This window comes from Actinoplanes sp. OR16 (genome assembly GCF_004001265.1).
In the GTDB taxonomy this organism is placed as follows: Bacteria; Actinomycetota; Actinomycetes; order Mycobacteriales; family Micromonosporaceae; genus Actinoplanes.
Map to the genome: position 1 here is coordinate 7,294,171 of NZ_AP019371.1, position 17,194 is coordinate 7,311,364.

A 17,194-nucleotide genomic window follows, 5' to 3' on the forward strand; every position below is an offset into this window, starting at 1 on the left:
CTAGCGCCGCCGAGGGGTCCGCCGGAGCGAACGCACGGCGATCACCCCTCAGATCGTGACCTCGCCGTCGGGCCAGCGGTCGCGGACGGCGTCGACCAGGCCGTGCACCACCGGATCGCCGGCGCGGTCGGCGCGCCAGACCAGGCCGAGGCCGAAGCTCGGCCCGTCGGTCACCGGCACCACCGCGAACGCCGGGTCGTCGTAGATCCGTGCTGATCCACCGGTGGACGGCGCGAGGGTGAAGGTGAGGTCGCCGGTGCGGCGCACGTGCGTGGCGATCATCGTGGTGTCGGCGTTGGCGATGATGCGCAGCCGGCGCAGGCCCTTGGCGACCAGCTCGTCACGCAGGTGTCCCATGGCGGCCGGCTGCAGGGTGAGCGGCATGAAGACCACGGTCCGGTCGGCGAGGTCGCCGACGCTGATCACCTCGTGGCAGGCGAGTGGGTCGTCGCGGCGCATCGCGACCAGGAACCGGTAGCGGGCCAGCGGCAACGACATGACTCCCGGGTCCTCGACCGGCAGGTGGACCAGGACGGCGTCGAGTTCCCCGCGGGTGAGCTGGGGAAGCAGATCGGCCGAGGGCGCGAGGGTCACTTCCACGGCCCGGCGGGCGCCGGCCTTCTCGGCGGATTCCACGACGGCGTCGAGGATGACCGGCGGAGACATGTACGACGCACCGAGCCGCACGACCCGGTCCCCGCCGGCCGCGACGAGCGGGATCTCGCTGCGCAGCCGGTCGAGCTCGGCGAGCAGGGGCGGAACCCGGCGGGCCAGTTCGTGGCCTGCCGGGGTGAGCTGGATCCGGTGGTATCCCCGGATGAACAGGTCGGCGCCGAGTTCGCGTTCCAGGTCCTTGACCATCCGGCTGACCGGGGAGGCGGTCATGTGCAGCCGCTCGGCGGCCCGCCCGAAGTGCAACTCCTCGGCGACGGCCTGGAAGCAACGCAGCTGCTGGATGTCCACCTCCCCATGATGGCTTTACTGAACGGAAACCGGCGAGAAATCGGTCAGCGGTTCTTCCAGTTCGGCTTGCGTTTCTGGGCGAAGGCGGTCAGTCCCTCGATCGCGTCCTCGGTCAGCATCAACTCGTCCAGGGCCGGGCTGTGGTGGGTGACCGCGTCGACGACGTCCGGGATGCCGCGCGTCTCCTCCATGACCTGCAGGGAGATGCGTACGGAGGTCGGCGAACCCTCCAAGATCTCAGCAGCGAGCTCCCGCGCACCCCGCAGAGCGCCGCCGGCCGGGGTGACCCGGTTGACCAGGCCATAGGAGAGCGCCTCCTCGGCGCCCAGACGACGGCCGGTCAGGATCATCTCGTTGGCCAGCTTCGGCGGCAGCATCCGCGGCAGCCGCACCACACCACCGGCCCCGGCGATCAGACCCACCTTGACCTCACTGAGCGCGAAACGAGCGGTCTCGTCGGCGACGACCAGATGACAGGCCAGGGCGATCTCGCAACCACCGCCCATCGCGAACCCGTTGACCGCGGCGATCACCGGCTTCGGCATGGACCGGCGGCTGGTCAGCCCGGCGAATCCGTTCGCGGGGCCCCACATCGGCTTGCCCGAACCCGAGTAGATCAGGTCGTTGCCGGCACAGAACGCCTTCTCCCCGGCGCCGGTCAGGATCGCCACCCATAGTTCGTCGTCGGCGAAATAGGCGTCGAACGCGTGGTCCAGCTCCTCGTTGGCCATCGGATGCAGGCTGTTGCGGGCATCGGGCCTGTTGATCGTGACTTCCAGAAGGTGGCCGTCCCGGCGTACGAGGATGTGGTCGTATCGATCCTGGAGCACCGCCGTCGCCGCCGGCGGCGGTGCGGCAGCGGTAACCCGGTTGCCCTTGCCGGTGGAGTGCACGTGGACGCGCTGACCGATCGGCTGCTCGGCGGCGAGAAGGCCGGCGTCCTCGGCGAGCGCGACGAAACGCCGTCCGTCGGATTCCAGGCGTCCGATGACGACACCGGTGCGCGTGCCGTCGCGGCCGTGCTTGACCGTGTACGTCTCGATGGTCGCCCACCCGTCGGCCCGGCGCGCCTCGACCGGCGCCGGCCACGCGTTCACCTCGGCCTGCAGCGCGGCGCTGTCGTCGGCCCGCCACTGGCTCGGCGTGGTCGTGTAGACGCCGGCGGAGTACTTGTTCATCGAGCCGCCGTTGGCGCCGACGAAGCCGTAGCTGCCCGGTTGCCGGCGCACGCGCTGCACGATCTCGGCGATCGCGTGCATCGAGTAGTTGTTGCCCGCGCCGCCGAAGAACGGCAGGCCACCGGTCACGGTCAGGCCGCGCGGATCGTCCGGCTTCAGCCCGAACGCGTCGGCGAGGTTGAACACCGGCGACGGGAAGCAGCTGTAGAGGTCGATGAAGGCCAGCTCGTCGAAGCCGATGCCGGCCACGTCGAGGGCATGCCGCGCGGCGAGCACGGAGGCCGGCGACGAGGACAGGTCGGCGCGATCCATCAGGTCACGTTCGCGCAGGTCGGCGTGGCCGGGCAGGAAGACCCAGCGGTCGGTGGGCACGCCGAGACGCTTCGCTGCGGCCATCGACATCAGGACGACGGAAGCACCCTGGTTGACCTTGTCCCGCGCAACGACGTAGCGCGTGTAGGGGTCGGCGATCAGCCGGTTCGCCGCGGTCGGCGTGACCAACTCGGCGGCGGACCGCTCGACCGGTGCCGACGAGTGCGGATTGGCGGCCGCGACCTTCGTGAACGGGGCGAACAGCTCGCCGATGGCCTGCGCGTACTCCTCGCGGGACAGCTTGAGGCGGGCCCGGCGGGCGTTGTCGAAGAGCGCGTACTGGCTGGGGGCGTCGGTGAGCCCGTGCGACGCCTGGTGCATCGACATCAGGCCCTTGAGCCCGTAGCCGCGGTCCTCCAGGTCACCCTCGGCGTGCTCGGTGAAGTCCGGCTTGTCCTCGGCCTTCGCGAACGCCTCGATCGTCGAGATCGCCTCCGAGCCGGTCAGCACGACAACCTCGGCGTCACCGGCGGCGATGACCGCGGCGAACTCGTTGACCAGGTGCTGCGGGCTCTGACCGCCGACCACCTCCAGCACGGCCCGCCGCGGGTTCGCGCCGAGTCGGCCGGCGACCGAGCGCGGGAAGTTGTCCGAGCGGCCCAGCGGCGCGCGGGCCATCGGCGTCGAGTTCTCGAACTGCCGGGTCGCGGCGATCGTGTCGATCGCGGCGGTCACCGCCGCGGTGTTCGCGCCGGTGTCGGCCAGGGCTTCCCGGGTCGCGTCGGCGGCCAGGTCGACCGGCGAGCGGCGCTGGTACGCCGGGCTGTCCAGCAGTTCGGAGACCTGCCCGACGCCCACCACGATCGGGGTGCGCGGGTCGAGATCGTCGGAGTTGTACGTCATGGGCAGCGCTCCATTATCTGAACGAGATCCGTTCACTTATCTCCGACCGTATCGCCACGAAAACCGGTCGGCAATGAGCGGGCACGTTGCGATTCCCGGCACGTAACGTGCTGGAAACAGTGATTTACGGCCTCCGGCGCACGGGGCGATGGTGTGACCCACCCCTCATCGCCTCTCCAAGGAGGAACCCGTGGACACCCATCTGCCCCTGACCGGCGTCCGCGTCGTCGACCGCACCGACGGCCTCGGCGAGATGACCTCCCGCCTGCTGGCCGACCTCGGCGCCGACGTGATCCGGGTCGAGCCGACCGGCGGGGCCGCGTCCCGGAACGACGCCCTCTACTACGCGACGCACAACGCCAACAAGCGGGCCGTCGCGCTGGACACCACCGACGACGCGTACCGGCGCCTGCTCGCCGGCGCCGACATCCTGATCACCAACCAGCACGAGGAACACCCCGGCCTGGTCGTCGTGGCGATCACCGACTACGGGCTGACCGGCCCGTACGCCGGCTGGCAGGCCACCGAGTGGACGCACCTGGCGCTCGGCGGCGTGCTCTGCCGCTCCGGGCTGCCCGGCCGCGAGCCCCTGCTGCCGCCTGGCTCGATCGCCTACGAGTCGGCGTCCGCGCAGGCCGCCTGGGCAGCCCTGATCGCCTACTGGAACAAACTGGAGACCGGCGCCGGCGACCTCGTCGACGTGTCGGTCTACGAGTCGACCGCCCGGGTGTTCGACCCCGGCTTCGGCATCGGCGGCAGCGCGACCGGCGGCGTACCGGCCGTCGACGGGCCACGCGGCCGGCCCGACGCCCGCCACCTCTACCCGATCTTCCCGTGCGCTGACGGCTGGGTACGCATCTGCGTCCTCGCCCCTCGCCAGTGGCAGGGCATGTTCACGTGGCTCGGCAGCCCGGCGGAGTTCGCCGATCCGGAACTCGCGAAGCTCGGCAAGCGGTTCGCCGCGGCCGGCGCGATCTACCCGGCGATCGGGCGGCTGTTCGCGACCCGGACCCGGGAGCAGATCGTCGCCGAGGGTCAGCAGCACGGGGTTCCCACCGCGGCGCTGCTCTCCCCCACCGAGGTGCTGTCGGCCGAGCAGTTCGCGGCCCGGGAGGCGTTCACCTCCATCGGCGGGGTGACCATGCCGAACGGGTTCGTCGAGGTGGACGGGGTTCGGGCGGGTGTCCGCACCGCGGCGCCGTCGCACGGTGAGCACAACGGTGAAGTGCTGGCGGAGCTGAGCGACATTCCCGACATTTCGGTAATGTCGCCCGGGCCGCGACGGCCACTCCGCGGTCTCCGCGTGCTCGACCTCGGAGTCATCGTCGTCGGCGCGGAACTCGGGCGGCTCTTCGCCGACATGGGCGCCGAAGTCATCAAAGTGGAGAATCAGGCGTTCCCGGACGGCAGCCGGCAGACCTTCGACGGCTCCCCGATCAGCGCGTCCTTCGCCTACGGCCACCGCAACAAGCTCGGCCTCGGCCTCAACCTGCGCAGCGACGAGGGCAGGGACCTCTTCAAGCAGCTCGTCGCCGTCTCCGACGTGGTGCTGTCCAACTTCAAGCCCGGCACCCTCGAGTCGCTCGGCCTCGGCTACGACGCGTTGTCCCAGGTGAATCCCGGGATCATCGTCGCCGATTCCAGCGCCTTCGGCCCGACCGGACCGTGGAGCCGCCGCCTCGGATACGGCCCCCTGGTCCGCGCCTCGGCCGGGCTGTCCGGCCTGTGGCGCTACCGCGACGACGCAGCCGGGTACAGCGACGCCTCCACCATCTACCCCGACCACGTCGCCGCCCGCTACGAGGCCGTGGCGATCCTCGCGAAGCTCATCGCCCGCCGCCGCGACGGCCGGGGCGGCACGGTCAGTGTGTCCCAGGCAGAGATCATTCTCGGTCAGCTGTCGCACCAGCTCGCCCGCGAGTCGATCCAGCCCGGCTCGCTCGCTCCGGTCGGCAACGAGGGCGCCGGGGATGCTCCGCGCGGCATCTACCCGTGCGCCGGCGACGACGAATGGCTGGTGGTCACCGTTCGGGGGGACACCGACTGGCGGCGGCTGTCCCTCGTACTAGGAATTGATCTTGATCTCCCGACGGCGAGTGACCGGATCGCCCACCGCGACCGGATCGACGCCGCGGTGCGCGAGTGGACCGGCCGGCGTGCGCCGCGGCAGGCCATGACCGAGCTGCAGGCGGCCGGGGTGCCCGCCGCGATGATGCAGCGGGTGCCGGAGCTGCTCGACGACCCGCACCTGACCCACCGCGGCTTCTTCCGGACCATGCACCACCCGCGGATCACCGGCCCGATGCCGGCCGAGAACACCCCGGCGATCTTCCGGTACGTGGAGGAGCCGGAGCTCAAACCGGCTCCCGTCATGGGTGAACACTCCCGTGACGTGCTGATTCGTATCCTCGGCCTCCGCGAAGAGCAGGCCGACGCACTGATCACCGCCGATGTCGTCCAGCAGTTCTCCTAACTGCACCACGTCGCGTGTGACTACTTCTCCTCGTTCGCTCGGTCGTACGCCTCGTCGGTGACCGCCTCGAGCCAGGTGGTCGGATCACCGCCGCCGGGCACCCCCGGTCCGTGCCGCTGCGACTGCGCCGCCGCACTACGGACTGTTACGGTGAGACTCGTGCCCGATAGCGATCAGGGCGACCTGCGCGACCGCCTCGTCCAGTACCGGGCGAACCGCCAGCTGCCCGCCGAACAGGCCGGAGCCCGGATCTCGGCGTACGTCTACGGCAACATCATCGCCTTCGCCTCGATCGTCGCCCTCAAGCCCGCCGACCTGAGCCACGGGCACGCCCTGGCGCTGGTCGCCGGCGTCACCGTGTCGACGTTCGTCGCGCACGTCTTCGCCGATCTCGTCGGCGGCAACGCCGGCGAGGACACCATGACGATCGCCGGCCTCAAGCACGAACTGCGCGACTCGGTGCCGGTGGTGACCTCGGCCCTCGTACCCTGCCTGCTCCTGGCCGTCGGGTGGGCCGGCTGGCTGAGCGCGAGCGCCGTGATCGCCGCCTCCGCCGTCTACCTCATGGTGCGCATGGCCCTGCTCGGCTTCGTCATCGAACGCCTGCGCCACCGGCGCCCCTCACCACGAACCCTGCTGGCCGGCCTCGCCCTCGCCGCCACCGCGGCAGCGATCGGCCTGCTCAAGACGGTCCTGAGCCACTGACGAGGCGATCCGTGCCCGCCGGGAGTCCGTCAGACGACGAAGGGGATGCCGGTGAGTCGCTCGCTGTCGCGCCACAGGGCGGCCCCGACGGCCCGGTCGTCGGCGCCGCGGGGCAGGCGGGCCGGCTTCGGCGTTCCGGAGTCCTGGCGGCGGCCGGCCGGCCCGATGAAGGCGCCGCTCTCGACCTCGGGGCTGGTCGCCGCATAGAGCGAGGGCCAGGCAGCGCCCTCGGGTGAACCCATCGCCAGCCGCCCGAGGATCGGCAGGACCAGCCGGGTGGCCAGACCTCGGGAGTGCTGCTGGAGGTTAGTCATGGCGGCGCCGGGGTGGACGGCGACGGCGGTCATCGGGGTGCCGGCCAGCCGGCGGGCGAGTTCGGCGGTGAACACGATGTTGGCCCGCTTCGATTTCGCGTAGGCGCCCATCGGCCGGTACGTCCGCTCGCTCATCAGGTCGGTGAGCTCGCCGCTGCCCCAGCGGGCGGCGATCGCGCTGACCGTCACCACCCGGGCCGCCGGGGCGGCGCGCAAGGCGGGCATGAGCTGGGCGGTGAGGGCGAAGTGGCCGAGGTGATTGGTGCCGACGGTCATCTCGAATCCGTCGGCGGTGGTCTGCCGCTCGGCGATGTTCATGACGCCGGCGTTGTTGATGAGCAGGTCCAGCGGCCCCTGGTCGACGACCCGGGCCGCCGCGGCGCCGATCGACGTCAGGTCGCCGAGGTCGAGTACGAGCGTGTCGACCGCGGCCGGCCGGTGCTCGGCGCGGATCGCGTCGGCGGCGGCCGTGAGCTTGCCGGGATCACGACCGGCGAGGACGACGCGAGCACCGTGAGCAGCCAGGACACGAGCGGTCTGCCAGCCGATGCCGCTGTTGCCGCCGGTGATCAGGGCGACCCGCCCGGCTTGGTCGTCGATCGTTGCAGGGGTCCAGGTGACCATCACGCCTCTTTCGTAATGAACATTCATTCAGTAGCTCGAGACGGTAGAAGCACGCGGATCGACTTGTCAAATGAATGTTCAGTAAGAAGACTTGGCACATGCGAACACGGGATCCTGAGACCAAGCGCCGCCTGCTGCTGGAGGCGGCACTGGAGGAGTTCTCCGCATTCGGGGTGGCCGGCGCCCGGGTCGACCGGCTGGCCAAGCGCGCAGGCATCAGCGCCGGGCTGGTCTACTCGTTCTACGAGAACAAGGACGGCCTGTTCGACGCGGTGTTCGACCTGATCGTCGAGCAGACCGTCTCGGCCGTCCCCATCGACGCGGACGATTTGGGTTTGTACGCCGGAAGCCTCTGCGACGCCGGCCTCGCACACCCCGAGGTGTTGCGCTTCGTGGCCTGGTATCAACTCGAGCGCGGCGACACGGCTGCCCGAAGAGCCTCCACCACCGCCGCGATGGCCGAGAAGGTCGCCTCGATCGAGCAGGCCCAGAAGCGGGGCGTCGTCACCGACCGCATGGGCGCGACCGAGATCCTCGCCCTCGTGCTGGCCTTGGCCAACATGTGGCAGCTACGCGAGCCCGAGTTCCTCGACCTGGTCGAACCGGACAGCCGCCGGGCGGTCGTGGTCGAAGCCGTCCGCCGGCTGACGGCCCCGTGACCGTTTCCGGCGATAGCGGTACTGGCAGTGCGCCGGGCCGGCCGCGGCCTGCTCGCCGCTTGCCCTGGGCATTACGGTGCACCGCCGCTCACGCCGCGGGGGCGGGCTCCAGCGGGAACGTCGCCCAGATGTGTTTCGCGTCGTCGGTGGCGTACCAGCCGACGTCGAGGGAGAACTCCAGGGCCAGCAGCAGCCCACGTCCGCCGGCGTGCACCGGGCGGGTGTGCGCCAGCTCCGGCACGCTGCTCAGGTCCCGGTCGGCGACGTCGAGGATGACGTTCTCGTCGTTGCGCAGCAGCCGCACCTCGGTCGGCGGCCGCCCGTGACGGATCGCATTGGTTGCCAGTTCGGTGGCGACCAGCACGATCCGGTCCAGGATGTCGTCCTGGTCGTCGGTGCGCACCAGCGGATGGTTGACGAGTTCCCGCTGGATCGAGGCGCGCAGCTCACGAAGCTGGGTGGGGCTCTCCAAGGTCCAGAGGAGCAACTGCTCGGCGTACGGCGGCGGCGGCGAGGTTCGAATCGTTGGCACCCGAGGGCCATTGCCCAGCCGAGGCCGACCTCAAGCAACTCCACCGAGTGAGACCGGGCGACTCACCACGTCGATGCGCCGCCACTGCGGCTCCACGGCGCGGCCGGTGTAGCCGTTCGGCGGCAGGACCAGGGCGTGATAGATGTCTGTCATGGAATGGACGACGTGGCCGGACGACTGGGCGGACAAGAAGAGCGGCCGGGATTGTGTGCTCTGCACGTTCGTGCGCGAGGAGGATCCGGCGTGGGGCCTGCGGATCTACACCGGGCAGGTGGCGAACGGCTATCTCAGCGTGCGCGGGCAGATCCCCGGATATTGCTGGGTGATCTGGCGCGACGGGCACGTCTGTGAGCCGACCGAGGTGGCGCCGGCGGACGCGCAGCGGTTCTTCGAAGATCTGATGGCGGTGGGGCGGGCGGTGGAGGGCCTGCTCGCGCCGGCGAAGATGAACTACTCGGTGCTCGGCAACAGCGTGCCGCACCTGCACGGGCACGTGGTTCCGCGCCCGCACCGCGATCCGGCGCCCGGCGGGCCTATCCCCTGGGCCCACCTCGACGACGGCCGTCAGCCGGTCGCCGAGGTGGAGAGGATGGCGGCTAGGCTGCGCAGCTGCTTCCCCGCACGGGAACCGTGAGGTCGATCAGGTAGCGGTCCACGGTGGCGATGGTGCAGGCGTTGCGCTGGTAGGTGCCGTGCCCCCAGCCCTCGTAGGTGACCAGCCGGCCGCTGCGGCCCAGCTGCGCGGCCACGTTCGCGGCCCACTCGTGACCGGTCCGCGGATCGTGCCGGGCGTTGAGCAGCAGCAGTGGCGTGCGGGTGTGGACGCGCAACCGGTGCGGCGGGTTCGCCACGGGCTGGGGCCAGCCCAGACAGGTCGCGATCGCCAGGGCGCCGGACCCGTACCGGATGTCCGGTCCTGCCTGCGCCGCGACACGCATCAGGTGGCGGTATTCGCGGTGGTCGCGGACCGGGACCGGGAAATCGGCGCAGAACGCCCCGGCGGCCGGGCGCGGAATGGTCAGAGGCTGCGATCCGCCGGCGTCCAGATCCTTGATGGCCTGGGCGAATCCGGGCCAGTCGGGCAGAGCCAGGTAGACGGCCGGCAGGGAGGCGATCTCGAAGGCGCCGCCGGACCGCTCCACGATCGACCGCCAGGTGGCGCGGATGTCGGGGGCGCAGCCGGTGCGCTCGCACCACGCCACGAACTCGTCGAACGAGTCCTGCAGGGCCAGCGCCTGGGTGCGGACGAAACCCTCCAGGCTCAGGCTGTGGTCGAAGACGCTCTCCAGGACGACGGCGCGGACCCGGCCGGGATAGCGCTCGGCGTACTGCTGACCCAGCAGCGTGCCGTAGGAGCTGCCGTGAAAGGTGAGATCCCGCAGGCCGAGAGCGCGGCGCAGGGCGTCGAGGTCCTGGACGGTGCTGTCCGTGCCGGCGTGATCGAACACCGCGCTCGTGGAACGGCAGCGCTCCCAGAAGGCCCGGTTCCGGGCGATCTGCTGGTCGAAGTCGGCCTGGTCACGCAGGACGATCGGCGGGCCGCCGGGGTCGGGCGCGCAGTCGGGGGCGTCGCTGCCGCCGACCGTGCGCGGGTCGAAGCTGACGATGTCGAACCGGTCGAGCTGCTCGTCGCTGAACCGGTCGGCGCGGCGCACCCGGTTGACGCCGGAGTCGCCGGGGCCGCCCGGTCCGAAGACGAGGGTGCCGGCCCGCTGCGACGGCTGCCGCGCGGTGCGCCTGGCGACGGCCAGGTCGAAGGTCTCGCCGTCCGGTGCCGACCAGTCGACCGGCAGCCGCAGCGAGGCGCAGCGCAGGTCCTGCTGCGACTCCAGGCCGGTGCACGGCCCCCAGTCCAGCGAGGGCGCGGCGGGGCGGGCATGGGCGACGCCGGGCACGAGCATGACCGACAGCACACCGAGCAGGGCGATACATCGACGAACGAACATGCTCTGATCCTGCGGGGAGAGACCGCTCAGGCCCATCCGGAATGCCCCTTAAGCGGCACCCAGGATGCGCCGCCCGGATCGCTCAGCGCTCGGCCGACGCCAGATCCGTCGCGGCCCAGGACGCCAGCAGGGTCAGGGCCTCCGCGGTCGGCGACTCCGGCTCGGCGGCGTAGATCGTCAGGACCAGGCCGGGTTCGGCGATCAGCTCCATGCTCTCGTAGGACAGCTCGAGGCGCCCCACCACGTGATGGTGGAACGTCTTCACGCCGCTGCCGTGGATGCGCACGTTGTGCGAGCCCCAGCGCCGGCGGAAGTCGTCGCTGCGGGTGGAGAGCTCGCCGACCAGGTCGTGCAGGCCCTTGTCGTGCGGATCCACGCCGGCCGCGGTCCGCAGGTTCGCCACCGTCATGTCGGCGGCGAGGTTCCAGTCCGGGTAGAAACGCCGGGCCGCGGCGTCCAGGAAGATGAACCGGCCGAAGTTGGGGCGGCCCGACGGATCGGCGTAGACGTCGCTGTACATGGCGCGGCCCAGCAGGTTCGCCGCGAGCAGGTCCTGGCGGTGGTTCCCGACGATCGCCGGGGCGGTGATCGTGTCCAGCGTCCACTGGAGGCTGGGCCGGACCGTGGTCTGCTTGACCCGGTTGCGCCGCAGCAGCGCGCTGCTGCCGTTCGCCTCCTGCGCGAGCCGGATCAGGTGGGCCCGCTCGGCGTCGTCGAGCCGCAGCGCCCGGGCGACCGCCTCCAGCACGCCGGCCGAGACACCGGCCAGCGAGCCGCGTTCCAGCTTCGCGTAGTACTCCACGCTCATCCCGGCCAGCGCCGCCACCTCGCTGCGCCGCAGCCCCGGCACCCGGCGCTGCCCGGCGGTCGGCAGGCCCGCCTGCTCCGGCGTGATCTTGGCGCGGCGCGAGGTGAGGAAGTCGTGCACTTCGGCTCGGTTGTTCACCCTTCGACGGTACGGCGCAGGCCCGCTGCCAGCGACGTACTACCGGTACACCCCGGAGAGCGCGCCGCCGGCCACGGCGAAGGGGGGAGAAAACCTGCCCTGCCACGGGGAACGGCGGCCTTGCAGGATTGCCTCATGACCACTTCCCCACTGGGTGACTTCCTCAAGGCCCGGCGCGCCGAGCTGACCCCGCAGGCGGTGGGGCTGCCGGAGCTCGACGGCCGCCGCCGGGTGCGCGGGCTGCGCCGCGAGGAGGTGGCGGCGCTCGCGGTGATCAGCGTCGACTACTACACGCGGCTGGAGCAGGGCCGGGTGGCGGCGTCAGCCTCAGTGCTGGCGACGCTGGCCCGGGCGCTGCGGCTCGGCGACGACCAGGAGGCGTACCTCTACGAGCTCGCCGGCAAGTCGGACGCCCGGCCCCGGCGGCGGGCGGCACGGCAACCGCTGCGACCGGCGATGCGGCGGCTGCTCGACCAGCTCACCGAGTCGCCGGCGATCGTGCTCGGCGACCGGATGGACGTCCTGGCCTGGAACCGCGCGGCCACGGCACTGTTCACCGACTTCGCGGCCGTCCCCGCGAAGGATCGCAACTACGTCCGCCTGCTCTTCACCGACCCGGCGGTCCGCGCCCTGCACGCCGACTGGCGGCATGACGCCCGGGAAGCCGTCGCCGCGCTGCGCCGGCGGGCAGCCGCGGACCCCGCGGACCCGGAGCTGGCGCGGCTCGTCGGTGACCTCGCGGTGCGGGACGCCGATTTCCGTACGTGGTGGGCCGAGCACCGCGTGAACAACGCCAGTTACGGCACCAAGCGCTACCACCACCCGATCGCCGGCGACCTGACCCTCGACTGCGACGTGTGGAGCAGCCCCGACGGCAGCGGCCAGCAACTCATGATCGTCACCGCCGAGCCCGGCACCCCGTCGCACGACGCCCTGCGCATCCTGGCGTCGTGGACGGTGGCAGTACCCGAACACTGAGAGAGAAGAACACCATGCACAGCATCGCCGTCAGCTTCGACAGCCAGGGTCTGCGCATCGCCGCCGACCTCTACCTCCCGGACACCGCCGGCGACCGCCCCCGGCCGGCCGTCGTGGTCGGGCACCCCGGCAGCGGGGTGAAGGAGCAGGCAGCCGGCCTGTACGCGGGCAAGCTCGCCGACCGTGGCTACGTCGCGCTCGCCTTCGACGCCGCCTACCAGGGCGAATCCGAAGGGCTGCCGCGCGGCCTGGAGGACCCGGCGCATCGCGTCGAGGACCTCAAGTCCGCGGTGAGCTACCTGACCACCCGCCCCGAGGTGGACGCCGGCCGGCTCGGTGTCCTCGGCATCTGCGCCTCCGGCGGCTACGCCCTCAACGCCACCGCGAGCGACCACCGCATCAAGGCGGTCGCCACGGTCAGCGGCGTCGACATCGCCCGCCAGTTCCGGCTCGGCGCGGACGGCGACCAGGACCCCGCCGTCTTCCAGGGCATGCTCGACGCCGCCGCGGCGGCCCGTACGGCCGAAGCTCGTGGCGAGGGCCCGCAGAGCTTCCCGCTCTTCCCGGCCACCCCGGAACAGGGTCGTGAACTCGGCGGCGAGCACGGCTTCGAGGGCGTCGAGTACTACTGCACCCCGCGCGGCGAGCACCCCCGGTCCACGAAGGCGATGCCCTGGGCCAGCATCGACCACCTCGCGCTCTTCGACGCCTGGGCCGCGGTGCCGCTGATCGGCGACCGCCCGCTGCTCTCGGTCATCGGCCGCCGGGCGGTCACCGCCTGGATGGGTATCGAGGCGTTCCAGCGGGCGACCGGCCCCAAGCGGATCCACTGGGTGGACGGCGCCAGCCACGTCGATCTCTATGACAAGCCGGAGTACGTCGACCCGGCCGTGGACGAGATCTCCCGCTTCTACGAGGTGAGCCTGGCGGGGTGAGGCCGGGGTCATAGCCGATGGCCTCAACAGCACGGATCACCCGCCGATCTTGCATCACGTGCGGCGGGTGGATCTGTGGTGCTGGTGGGTCGCGGCGGGAGTCGCGGCGATCGCCGGGTACTACCTGCTGCCCGGCGGCGGCATGGCCCGCGACCTGGCCTACAACGGCATCGGCCTGGTGTCGGTGGTGGCGATCCTGGCCGGTGTCCGGCTGCACCGGCCGGCCCGCCCGGCGATGTGGTACTGGTTCGCCGCCGGTCAGGCCGCCTCCGCCGCCGGTGACCTGACCTGGAACTACTACGTCTACGTGCTGCATCAGGAGCCGTATCCGTCCGCCGCCGACATCTTCTACCTGGCCGGCTATCCGCTGCTCGCCGCCGGGTTGTGGCTGCTGGTGCGCGGGCGTGGCGGCGGTCTCGCCGAGCCGGCCATCGTCGGGGTCGGGCTCGGCCTGGTGTTCTGGGTGTTCGTGCTGCATCCGATCGCCGCGGACACCTCGGTCACCGGTCTGGAACAGGCCATCAGCACCGCCTACCCGGCCGCCGACGCGCTGCTGCTCGCCTTCCTCGCCCGGCTCTTCCTCACCCGGGCCGGCACCGCCAGCACCCGGCTGCTCGCGGTCGCCGCCGTCCTGCTGCTGATCGCCGACGTGGGCTATTCGGTCGACACCCTCTACTCCGGTGGGGACGGCGATGAGTTCACCGCCGGCTGGCTTCTCTCGTACGTCGTCTGGGCCGCGGCAGCCCTGCACCCGTCGATCAGCGGGGCGGCCGAGCCACGGGCGGGCGGCGGCGACTCCCGCCTCGGGCGGATCCAGGCCGTGGTGCTCAGCGCCAGCGCCCTGCTGTCCCCGGCCATGCTGTTCCTGCCGGACGTCGGCGACAACGCGCTCGACCGGGCGGCCATCGGCGCCAGTTCCGTCGTGCTGTTCCTGCTCGTCATCGCCCGGGTGTTCGGCCTGGCCCGGCGGGTGCGCGGGCAGGCCGCCGAACTGCGGCACATCGTCATGCACGACGACCTGACCGGGCTGCCGAACCGCCGCCGGTTCGACCAGTTGCTGGCCGCGTCCGCGCATCCGTGGGTCGTCTTCGTCGGTCTCGACGGCCTCAAGAACATCAACGACGAGCTGGGCCGGCCGGTCGGCGACCGGGTCCTGGCCGTGCTCGCCGGTCGCATCGCGATCTCCGCCGCCGCGCCCGGCCGGATCGCTGTCTCCGCTGCCGCGGCCGGCCGGATCGCTGTCTCCGCTGCCGCGGCGGCCCGTATCGGTGACGACGAGTTCGCGGTGCTGCTGCCGACCGCCGCGGACGCCGCCCTGACCGCCGAACGGCTCGCCGCGAGCCTGGCCGAACCGGTCACCGCCGGCGACCACGAACTGCTCGTCGGCGCGGCGATCGGCGTGGCCGGGGCCGCCGACCCGGTGGAGGTGCTGCGCCGCGCCGAAGCCGCGATGCACGCCGCCAAGGAGACCGGCGAGCCCTGCCGGACCTGGACCGCCGACCTCGACGAACGCGCCGGCGAGCACGCCCGCCTCGGCGCCGAACTGCGCGCCGCCCTGGACGCCGGCCAGTTCCAGGTCGTCTACCAGCCGATCGTCGCCGTCCCGGAGGGCCGGATCGCCGCCGTCGAGGCCCTGGTCCGCTGGCACCACCCGCAGCGCGGCACGGTCAGCCCGGCCCTTTTCATCCCGGTGGCCGAGCACAACGGCCTGATCATCGAACTCGGCGCGTGGATCCTGCGGACCGCCTGCGAGCGGATGGCCCGCTGGCGCGCCGACCTCGGCGACGCCGCACCCGACCGGGTCAGCGTCAACGTCTCCGCTCGTCAGCTGGCGCGGCCGGGCTTCTCCCGTACCGTGACCGAGGCCTTGGACCTTGCGGGCCTGCCTCCGGAATGCCTGACCGTCGAGGTGACCGAGACCGCTGTCTTCGGTGGTGGCCAGGCCGTCACGGCGCTGCACGAACTGCGTGCGGCCGGGGTGCGCATCGCGCTCGACGACTTCGGGACCGGCCACTCCTCGCTCGGCCTGCTGCACACCGTGCCGGTGGACGTCCTCAAAGTCGACAAATCCTTCGTCGACGACATCACCTCGGCCGGCCGGCACCAGGTGATCGCCCGAGCCCTGATCCAGGTCACCGACGGCCTGGGCCTGACCGCGGTCGCCGAGGGCGTCGAGACGGCCGAGCAGGCGGAGGTGCTGTACGCCCTCGGCTACCGGCTGCTGCAGGGCTACTACTACGGACGCCCGGCCGCCGAACTGCCGCTCGCGGCCAGCGGCAACGCCCACCTGTAACGATAAAGTCGTACCGTGAGTCAGCCCCACATTCTCGACCAGAACGCTCGCCTCGGATTTGTGGAGATTCCGGGATCACCAGAAGGCCCGATGCCGGCACTCGTCCGCATCGAGGACGACGACGGGATCGATGTCGACATTCCTTTCTCTCCGACCAGGGCCGTAGAGAATATCTTCGGCCGACTGCCGAAAACGCCACCGTATCTGCACTTCCGCGACAACAAGGGAGGCCTGACATTCGGCGATTGTTACGGTCGCCGAAACACTATGGATATGGGCACCAGATATGGTCGATGGTCGATCAGAGCCGCCTTCGCCGTCGAGGGTGATGACTTCACCGACGACGCGGTGAAAAAAGTTGTTAAAATTCAGTCGGAATTAACCGGAATCCACCAATGGATGTCCTGGCCGAATACGTTCATGACCCTCAAGGAGGGCCCCGACGGCTCCACTGAAGAAGTCGGCATAACTAAGAAGGTTCTCGCTTCCGTGGAAGTTCACGACGGTGACACACGGCTCCGGATTATCCCCACTTTTCGAACCAAGGACTTCGCCTTCTCCGGCGAAGACAGCACGATCGAAACGTATACCGCCGAAGCAACTTCATGGGCCGATCACTTCCCTCTGCACTACGCGATCAGGACGCTGGTGGCACTCTGCTTCTGGCAATCCGCGGATTTCCTGTCGCATAGACTTCGCCATAGCGGCGAAGAGCCGACACTGCCCAACGGAGCAAAGAAGGCACCTCCGTTGCGGAGACTGCATTTCCTGCACCACACGCGCCGCACATCCCGAGCCACCCGTCCTCCGGTTGAGGCGAAGTCGGAGCACATCTACTTTTCGGATCTGGGAACCGATGGAATCGGGCGTTTCATCGAGCTGAGTCGGACGCACGCCAGGGCGATTGCACCGTTGATGTCTTACCTCTATCTGACCGAGAACCCGGTAGAAACACAGATGACCCATGTCGGGATCTGCCTCGAAGCGCTTCGTTACGCGGATCGAGTCCGGGCCGGAGATTCACCGAACGCGGCCAACGCCGAATCCATCAGCGCCCGGGCCCTGGCGCTGGCCAACGGAGCTCCCGGAGTCATCAAAGATCTTCTCGGCGACACCGGCGAGTGGAGCAGAAAGCTCGCCGACTCCTACAATTCCGTCAAACACGCCAATCGCTCACCCTTCGACCCGGGCGACACCTTCTGGCTGGCGAGAAGCGGCGCGCTACTTGCCCGTGTGTGTCTCCTGCAGCGAGCGGGTGTCCAGGACGAGGCGATCGGGCGCTTCGCGCGCTCGCCATGGTGGCATCCGATGAAGGAGGGGGTGGCCTCGGTTCTGGCTGCCGGCTGAGGCTCTACGGATGCACAACGCCGACCACATCGATCCGCACGAGCCGAAGGGGGCCGCGGCCTCGAACCGAAAGGGTCACTGAGCGG

15 protein-coding genes are annotated in these 17,194 nt (G+C 70.7%); 8 read left to right on the forward strand and 7 right to left on the reverse strand.

Annotated elements, in window-relative coordinates:
• Positions 1–48: 48 nt before the first annotated feature.
• Both EP757_RS33565 and EP757_RS33570 read right to left on the reverse strand, forming a co-directional pair.
• On the reverse strand, positions 49–963 hold the full coding sequence (locus EP757_RS33565) for a LysR family transcriptional regulator (RefSeq protein ID WP_127552412.1): 915 nt from the start codon (positions 961–963) through the stop codon (positions 49–51).
• A 44-nt stretch (positions 964–1,007) separates the two neighbouring features.
• Positions 1,008–3,356, reverse strand: a complete 2,349-nt coding sequence (locus EP757_RS33570) for an acetyl-CoA acetyltransferase (protein WP_127552413.1) — start codon at positions 3,354–3,356, stop codon at positions 1,008–1,010.
• A 190-nt stretch (positions 3,357–3,546) separates the two neighbouring features.
• On the opposite strand from EP757_RS33570, the gene EP757_RS33575 reads away from it, so the two are divergent.
• Both EP757_RS33575 and EP757_RS33580 read left to right on the forward strand, forming a co-directional pair.
• The gene (locus EP757_RS33575) at positions 3,547–5,829 is read left to right on the forward strand and encodes a CoA transferase (protein ID WP_232050133.1); all 2,283 of its coding nucleotides are present in this window, start codon (positions 3,547–3,549) and stop codon (positions 5,827–5,829) included.
• 159 nt (positions 5,830–5,988) lie between these two features.
• Positions 5,989–6,534: a hypothetical protein gene (locus EP757_RS33580; RefSeq protein WP_127552414.1), complete on the forward strand. Its 546-nt coding sequence runs from the start codon at positions 5,989–5,991 to the stop codon at positions 6,532–6,534.
• Positions 6,535–6,563: 29 nt separating this feature from the next.
• Here EP757_RS33580 and EP757_RS33585 read toward each other — a convergent pair whose 3' ends face one another.
• Positions 6,564–7,472 carry an oxidoreductase gene (locus EP757_RS33585; RefSeq protein WP_127554562.1) on the reverse strand — a complete coding sequence of 303 codons (909 nt, stop codon included), beginning with the start codon at positions 7,470–7,472 and terminating at the stop codon, positions 6,564–6,566.
• 98 nt (positions 7,473–7,570) lie between these two features.
• Between EP757_RS33585 and EP757_RS33590 the strand changes: the two genes are divergently transcribed.
• The gene (locus tag EP757_RS33590) at positions 7,571–8,131 is read left to right on the forward strand and encodes a TetR family transcriptional regulator (protein ID WP_127552415.1); all 561 of its coding nucleotides are present in this window, start codon (positions 7,571–7,573) and stop codon (positions 8,129–8,131) included.
• Between the two features lie 88 nt (positions 8,132–8,219).
• On the opposite strand, the gene EP757_RS33595 is transcribed toward EP757_RS33590, so the two are convergent.
• Together EP757_RS33595 and EP757_RS44515 are read right to left on the reverse strand one after the other, a co-directional pair.
• Positions 8,220–8,663, reverse strand: coding sequence for an ATP-binding protein (locus EP757_RS33595; protein WP_127552416.1), 444 nt, complete (start codon positions 8,661–8,663; stop codon positions 8,220–8,222).
• 30 nt (positions 8,664–8,693) lie between these two features.
• A complete protein-coding gene (locus EP757_RS44515; protein WP_255435258.1) occupies positions 8,694–8,816 on the reverse strand; it encodes a hypothetical protein in 123 nt (40 codons plus the stop codon).
• On the opposite strand from EP757_RS44515, the gene EP757_RS33600 reads away from it, so the two are divergent.
• Complete coding sequence (locus tag EP757_RS33600) at positions 8,815–9,297, forward strand: HIT family protein (protein WP_160165963.1); 483 nt, start codon at positions 8,815–8,817, stop codon at positions 9,295–9,297. The two genes, EP757_RS44515 and EP757_RS33600, sit on opposite strands and share 2 nt — an antisense overlap.
• Here the strand turns inward: EP757_RS33600 and EP757_RS33605 are convergent.
• Together EP757_RS33605 and EP757_RS33610 are read right to left on the reverse strand one after the other, a co-directional pair.
• The gene (locus EP757_RS33605; RefSeq protein ID WP_127552418.1) at positions 9,260–10,609 is read right to left on the reverse strand and encodes an alpha/beta hydrolase; all 1,350 of its coding nucleotides are present in this window, start codon (positions 10,607–10,609) and stop codon (positions 9,260–9,262) included. The genes EP757_RS33600 and EP757_RS33605 overlap by 38 nt on opposite strands.
• Before the next feature lie 82 nt (positions 10,610–10,691).
• The gene (locus EP757_RS33610; RefSeq protein ID WP_127552419.1) at positions 10,692–11,555 is read right to left on the reverse strand and encodes a helix-turn-helix transcriptional regulator; all 864 of its coding nucleotides are present in this window, start codon (positions 11,553–11,555) and stop codon (positions 10,692–10,694) included.
• A 135-nt stretch (positions 11,556–11,690) separates the two neighbouring features.
• Here EP757_RS33610 and EP757_RS33615 point away from each other — a divergent pair, with 135 nt between their 5' ends.
• The 4 genes from EP757_RS33615 to EP757_RS33630 are packed head-to-tail and all read left to right on the forward strand — an operon-like array spanning position 11,691 to position 17,108.
• Positions 11,691–12,533, forward strand: a complete 843-nt coding sequence (locus tag EP757_RS33615; protein WP_127552420.1) for a helix-turn-helix domain-containing protein — start codon at positions 11,691–11,693, stop codon at positions 12,531–12,533.
• A gap of 14 nt (positions 12,534–12,547) precedes the next feature.
• The gene (locus tag EP757_RS33620) at positions 12,548–13,468 is read left to right on the forward strand and encodes an alpha/beta hydrolase (RefSeq protein WP_127552421.1); all 921 of its coding nucleotides are present in this window, start codon (positions 12,548–12,550) and stop codon (positions 13,466–13,468) included.
• Between the two features lie 58 nt (positions 13,469–13,526).
• Positions 13,527–15,761, forward strand: a complete 2,235-nt coding sequence (locus EP757_RS33625; protein ID WP_127552422.1) for a bifunctional diguanylate cyclase/phosphodiesterase — start codon at positions 13,527–13,529, stop codon at positions 15,759–15,761.
• 15 nt (positions 15,762–15,776) lie between these two features.
• A complete protein-coding gene (locus EP757_RS33630) occupies positions 15,777–17,108 on the forward strand; it encodes a HEPN domain-containing protein (protein WP_127552423.1) in 1,332 nt (443 codons plus the stop codon).
• The last annotated feature ends 86 nt before the right edge of the window (positions 17,109–17,194 follow it).

Bases quoted from the DNA above. Each gene is read 5' to 3' on its own strand.
- EP757_RS33570 (WP_127552413.1), bottom strand. From the start codon at position 3,356: ATGACGTACAACTCCGACGATCTCGACCCGCGCACCCCGATCGTGGTG.
- EP757_RS33585 (WP_127554562.1), bottom strand. From the start codon at position 7,472: ATGGTCACCTGGACCCCTGCAACGATCGACGACCAAGCCGGGCGGGTC.
- EP757_RS33590 (WP_127552415.1), top strand. From the start codon at position 7,571: ATGCGAACACGGGATCCTGAGACCAAGCGCCGCCTGCTGCTGGAGGCG.
- EP757_RS33600 (WP_160165963.1), top strand. From the start codon at position 8,815: ATGGAATGGACGACGTGGCCGGACGACTGGGCGGACAAGAAGAGCGGC.
- EP757_RS44515 (WP_255435258.1), bottom strand. From the start codon at position 8,816: ATGACAGACATCTATCACGCCCTGGTCCTGCCGCCGAACGGCTACACC.
- EP757_RS33605 (WP_127552418.1), bottom strand. From the start codon at position 10,609: ATGTTCGTTCGTCGATGTATCGCCCTGCTCGGTGTGCTGTCGGTCATG.
- EP757_RS33615 (WP_127552420.1), top strand. From the start codon at position 11,691: ATGACCACTTCCCCACTGGGTGACTTCCTCAAGGCCCGGCGCGCCGAG.
- EP757_RS33620 (WP_127552421.1), top strand. From the start codon at position 12,548: ATGCACAGCATCGCCGTCAGCTTCGACAGCCAGGGTCTGCGCATCGCC.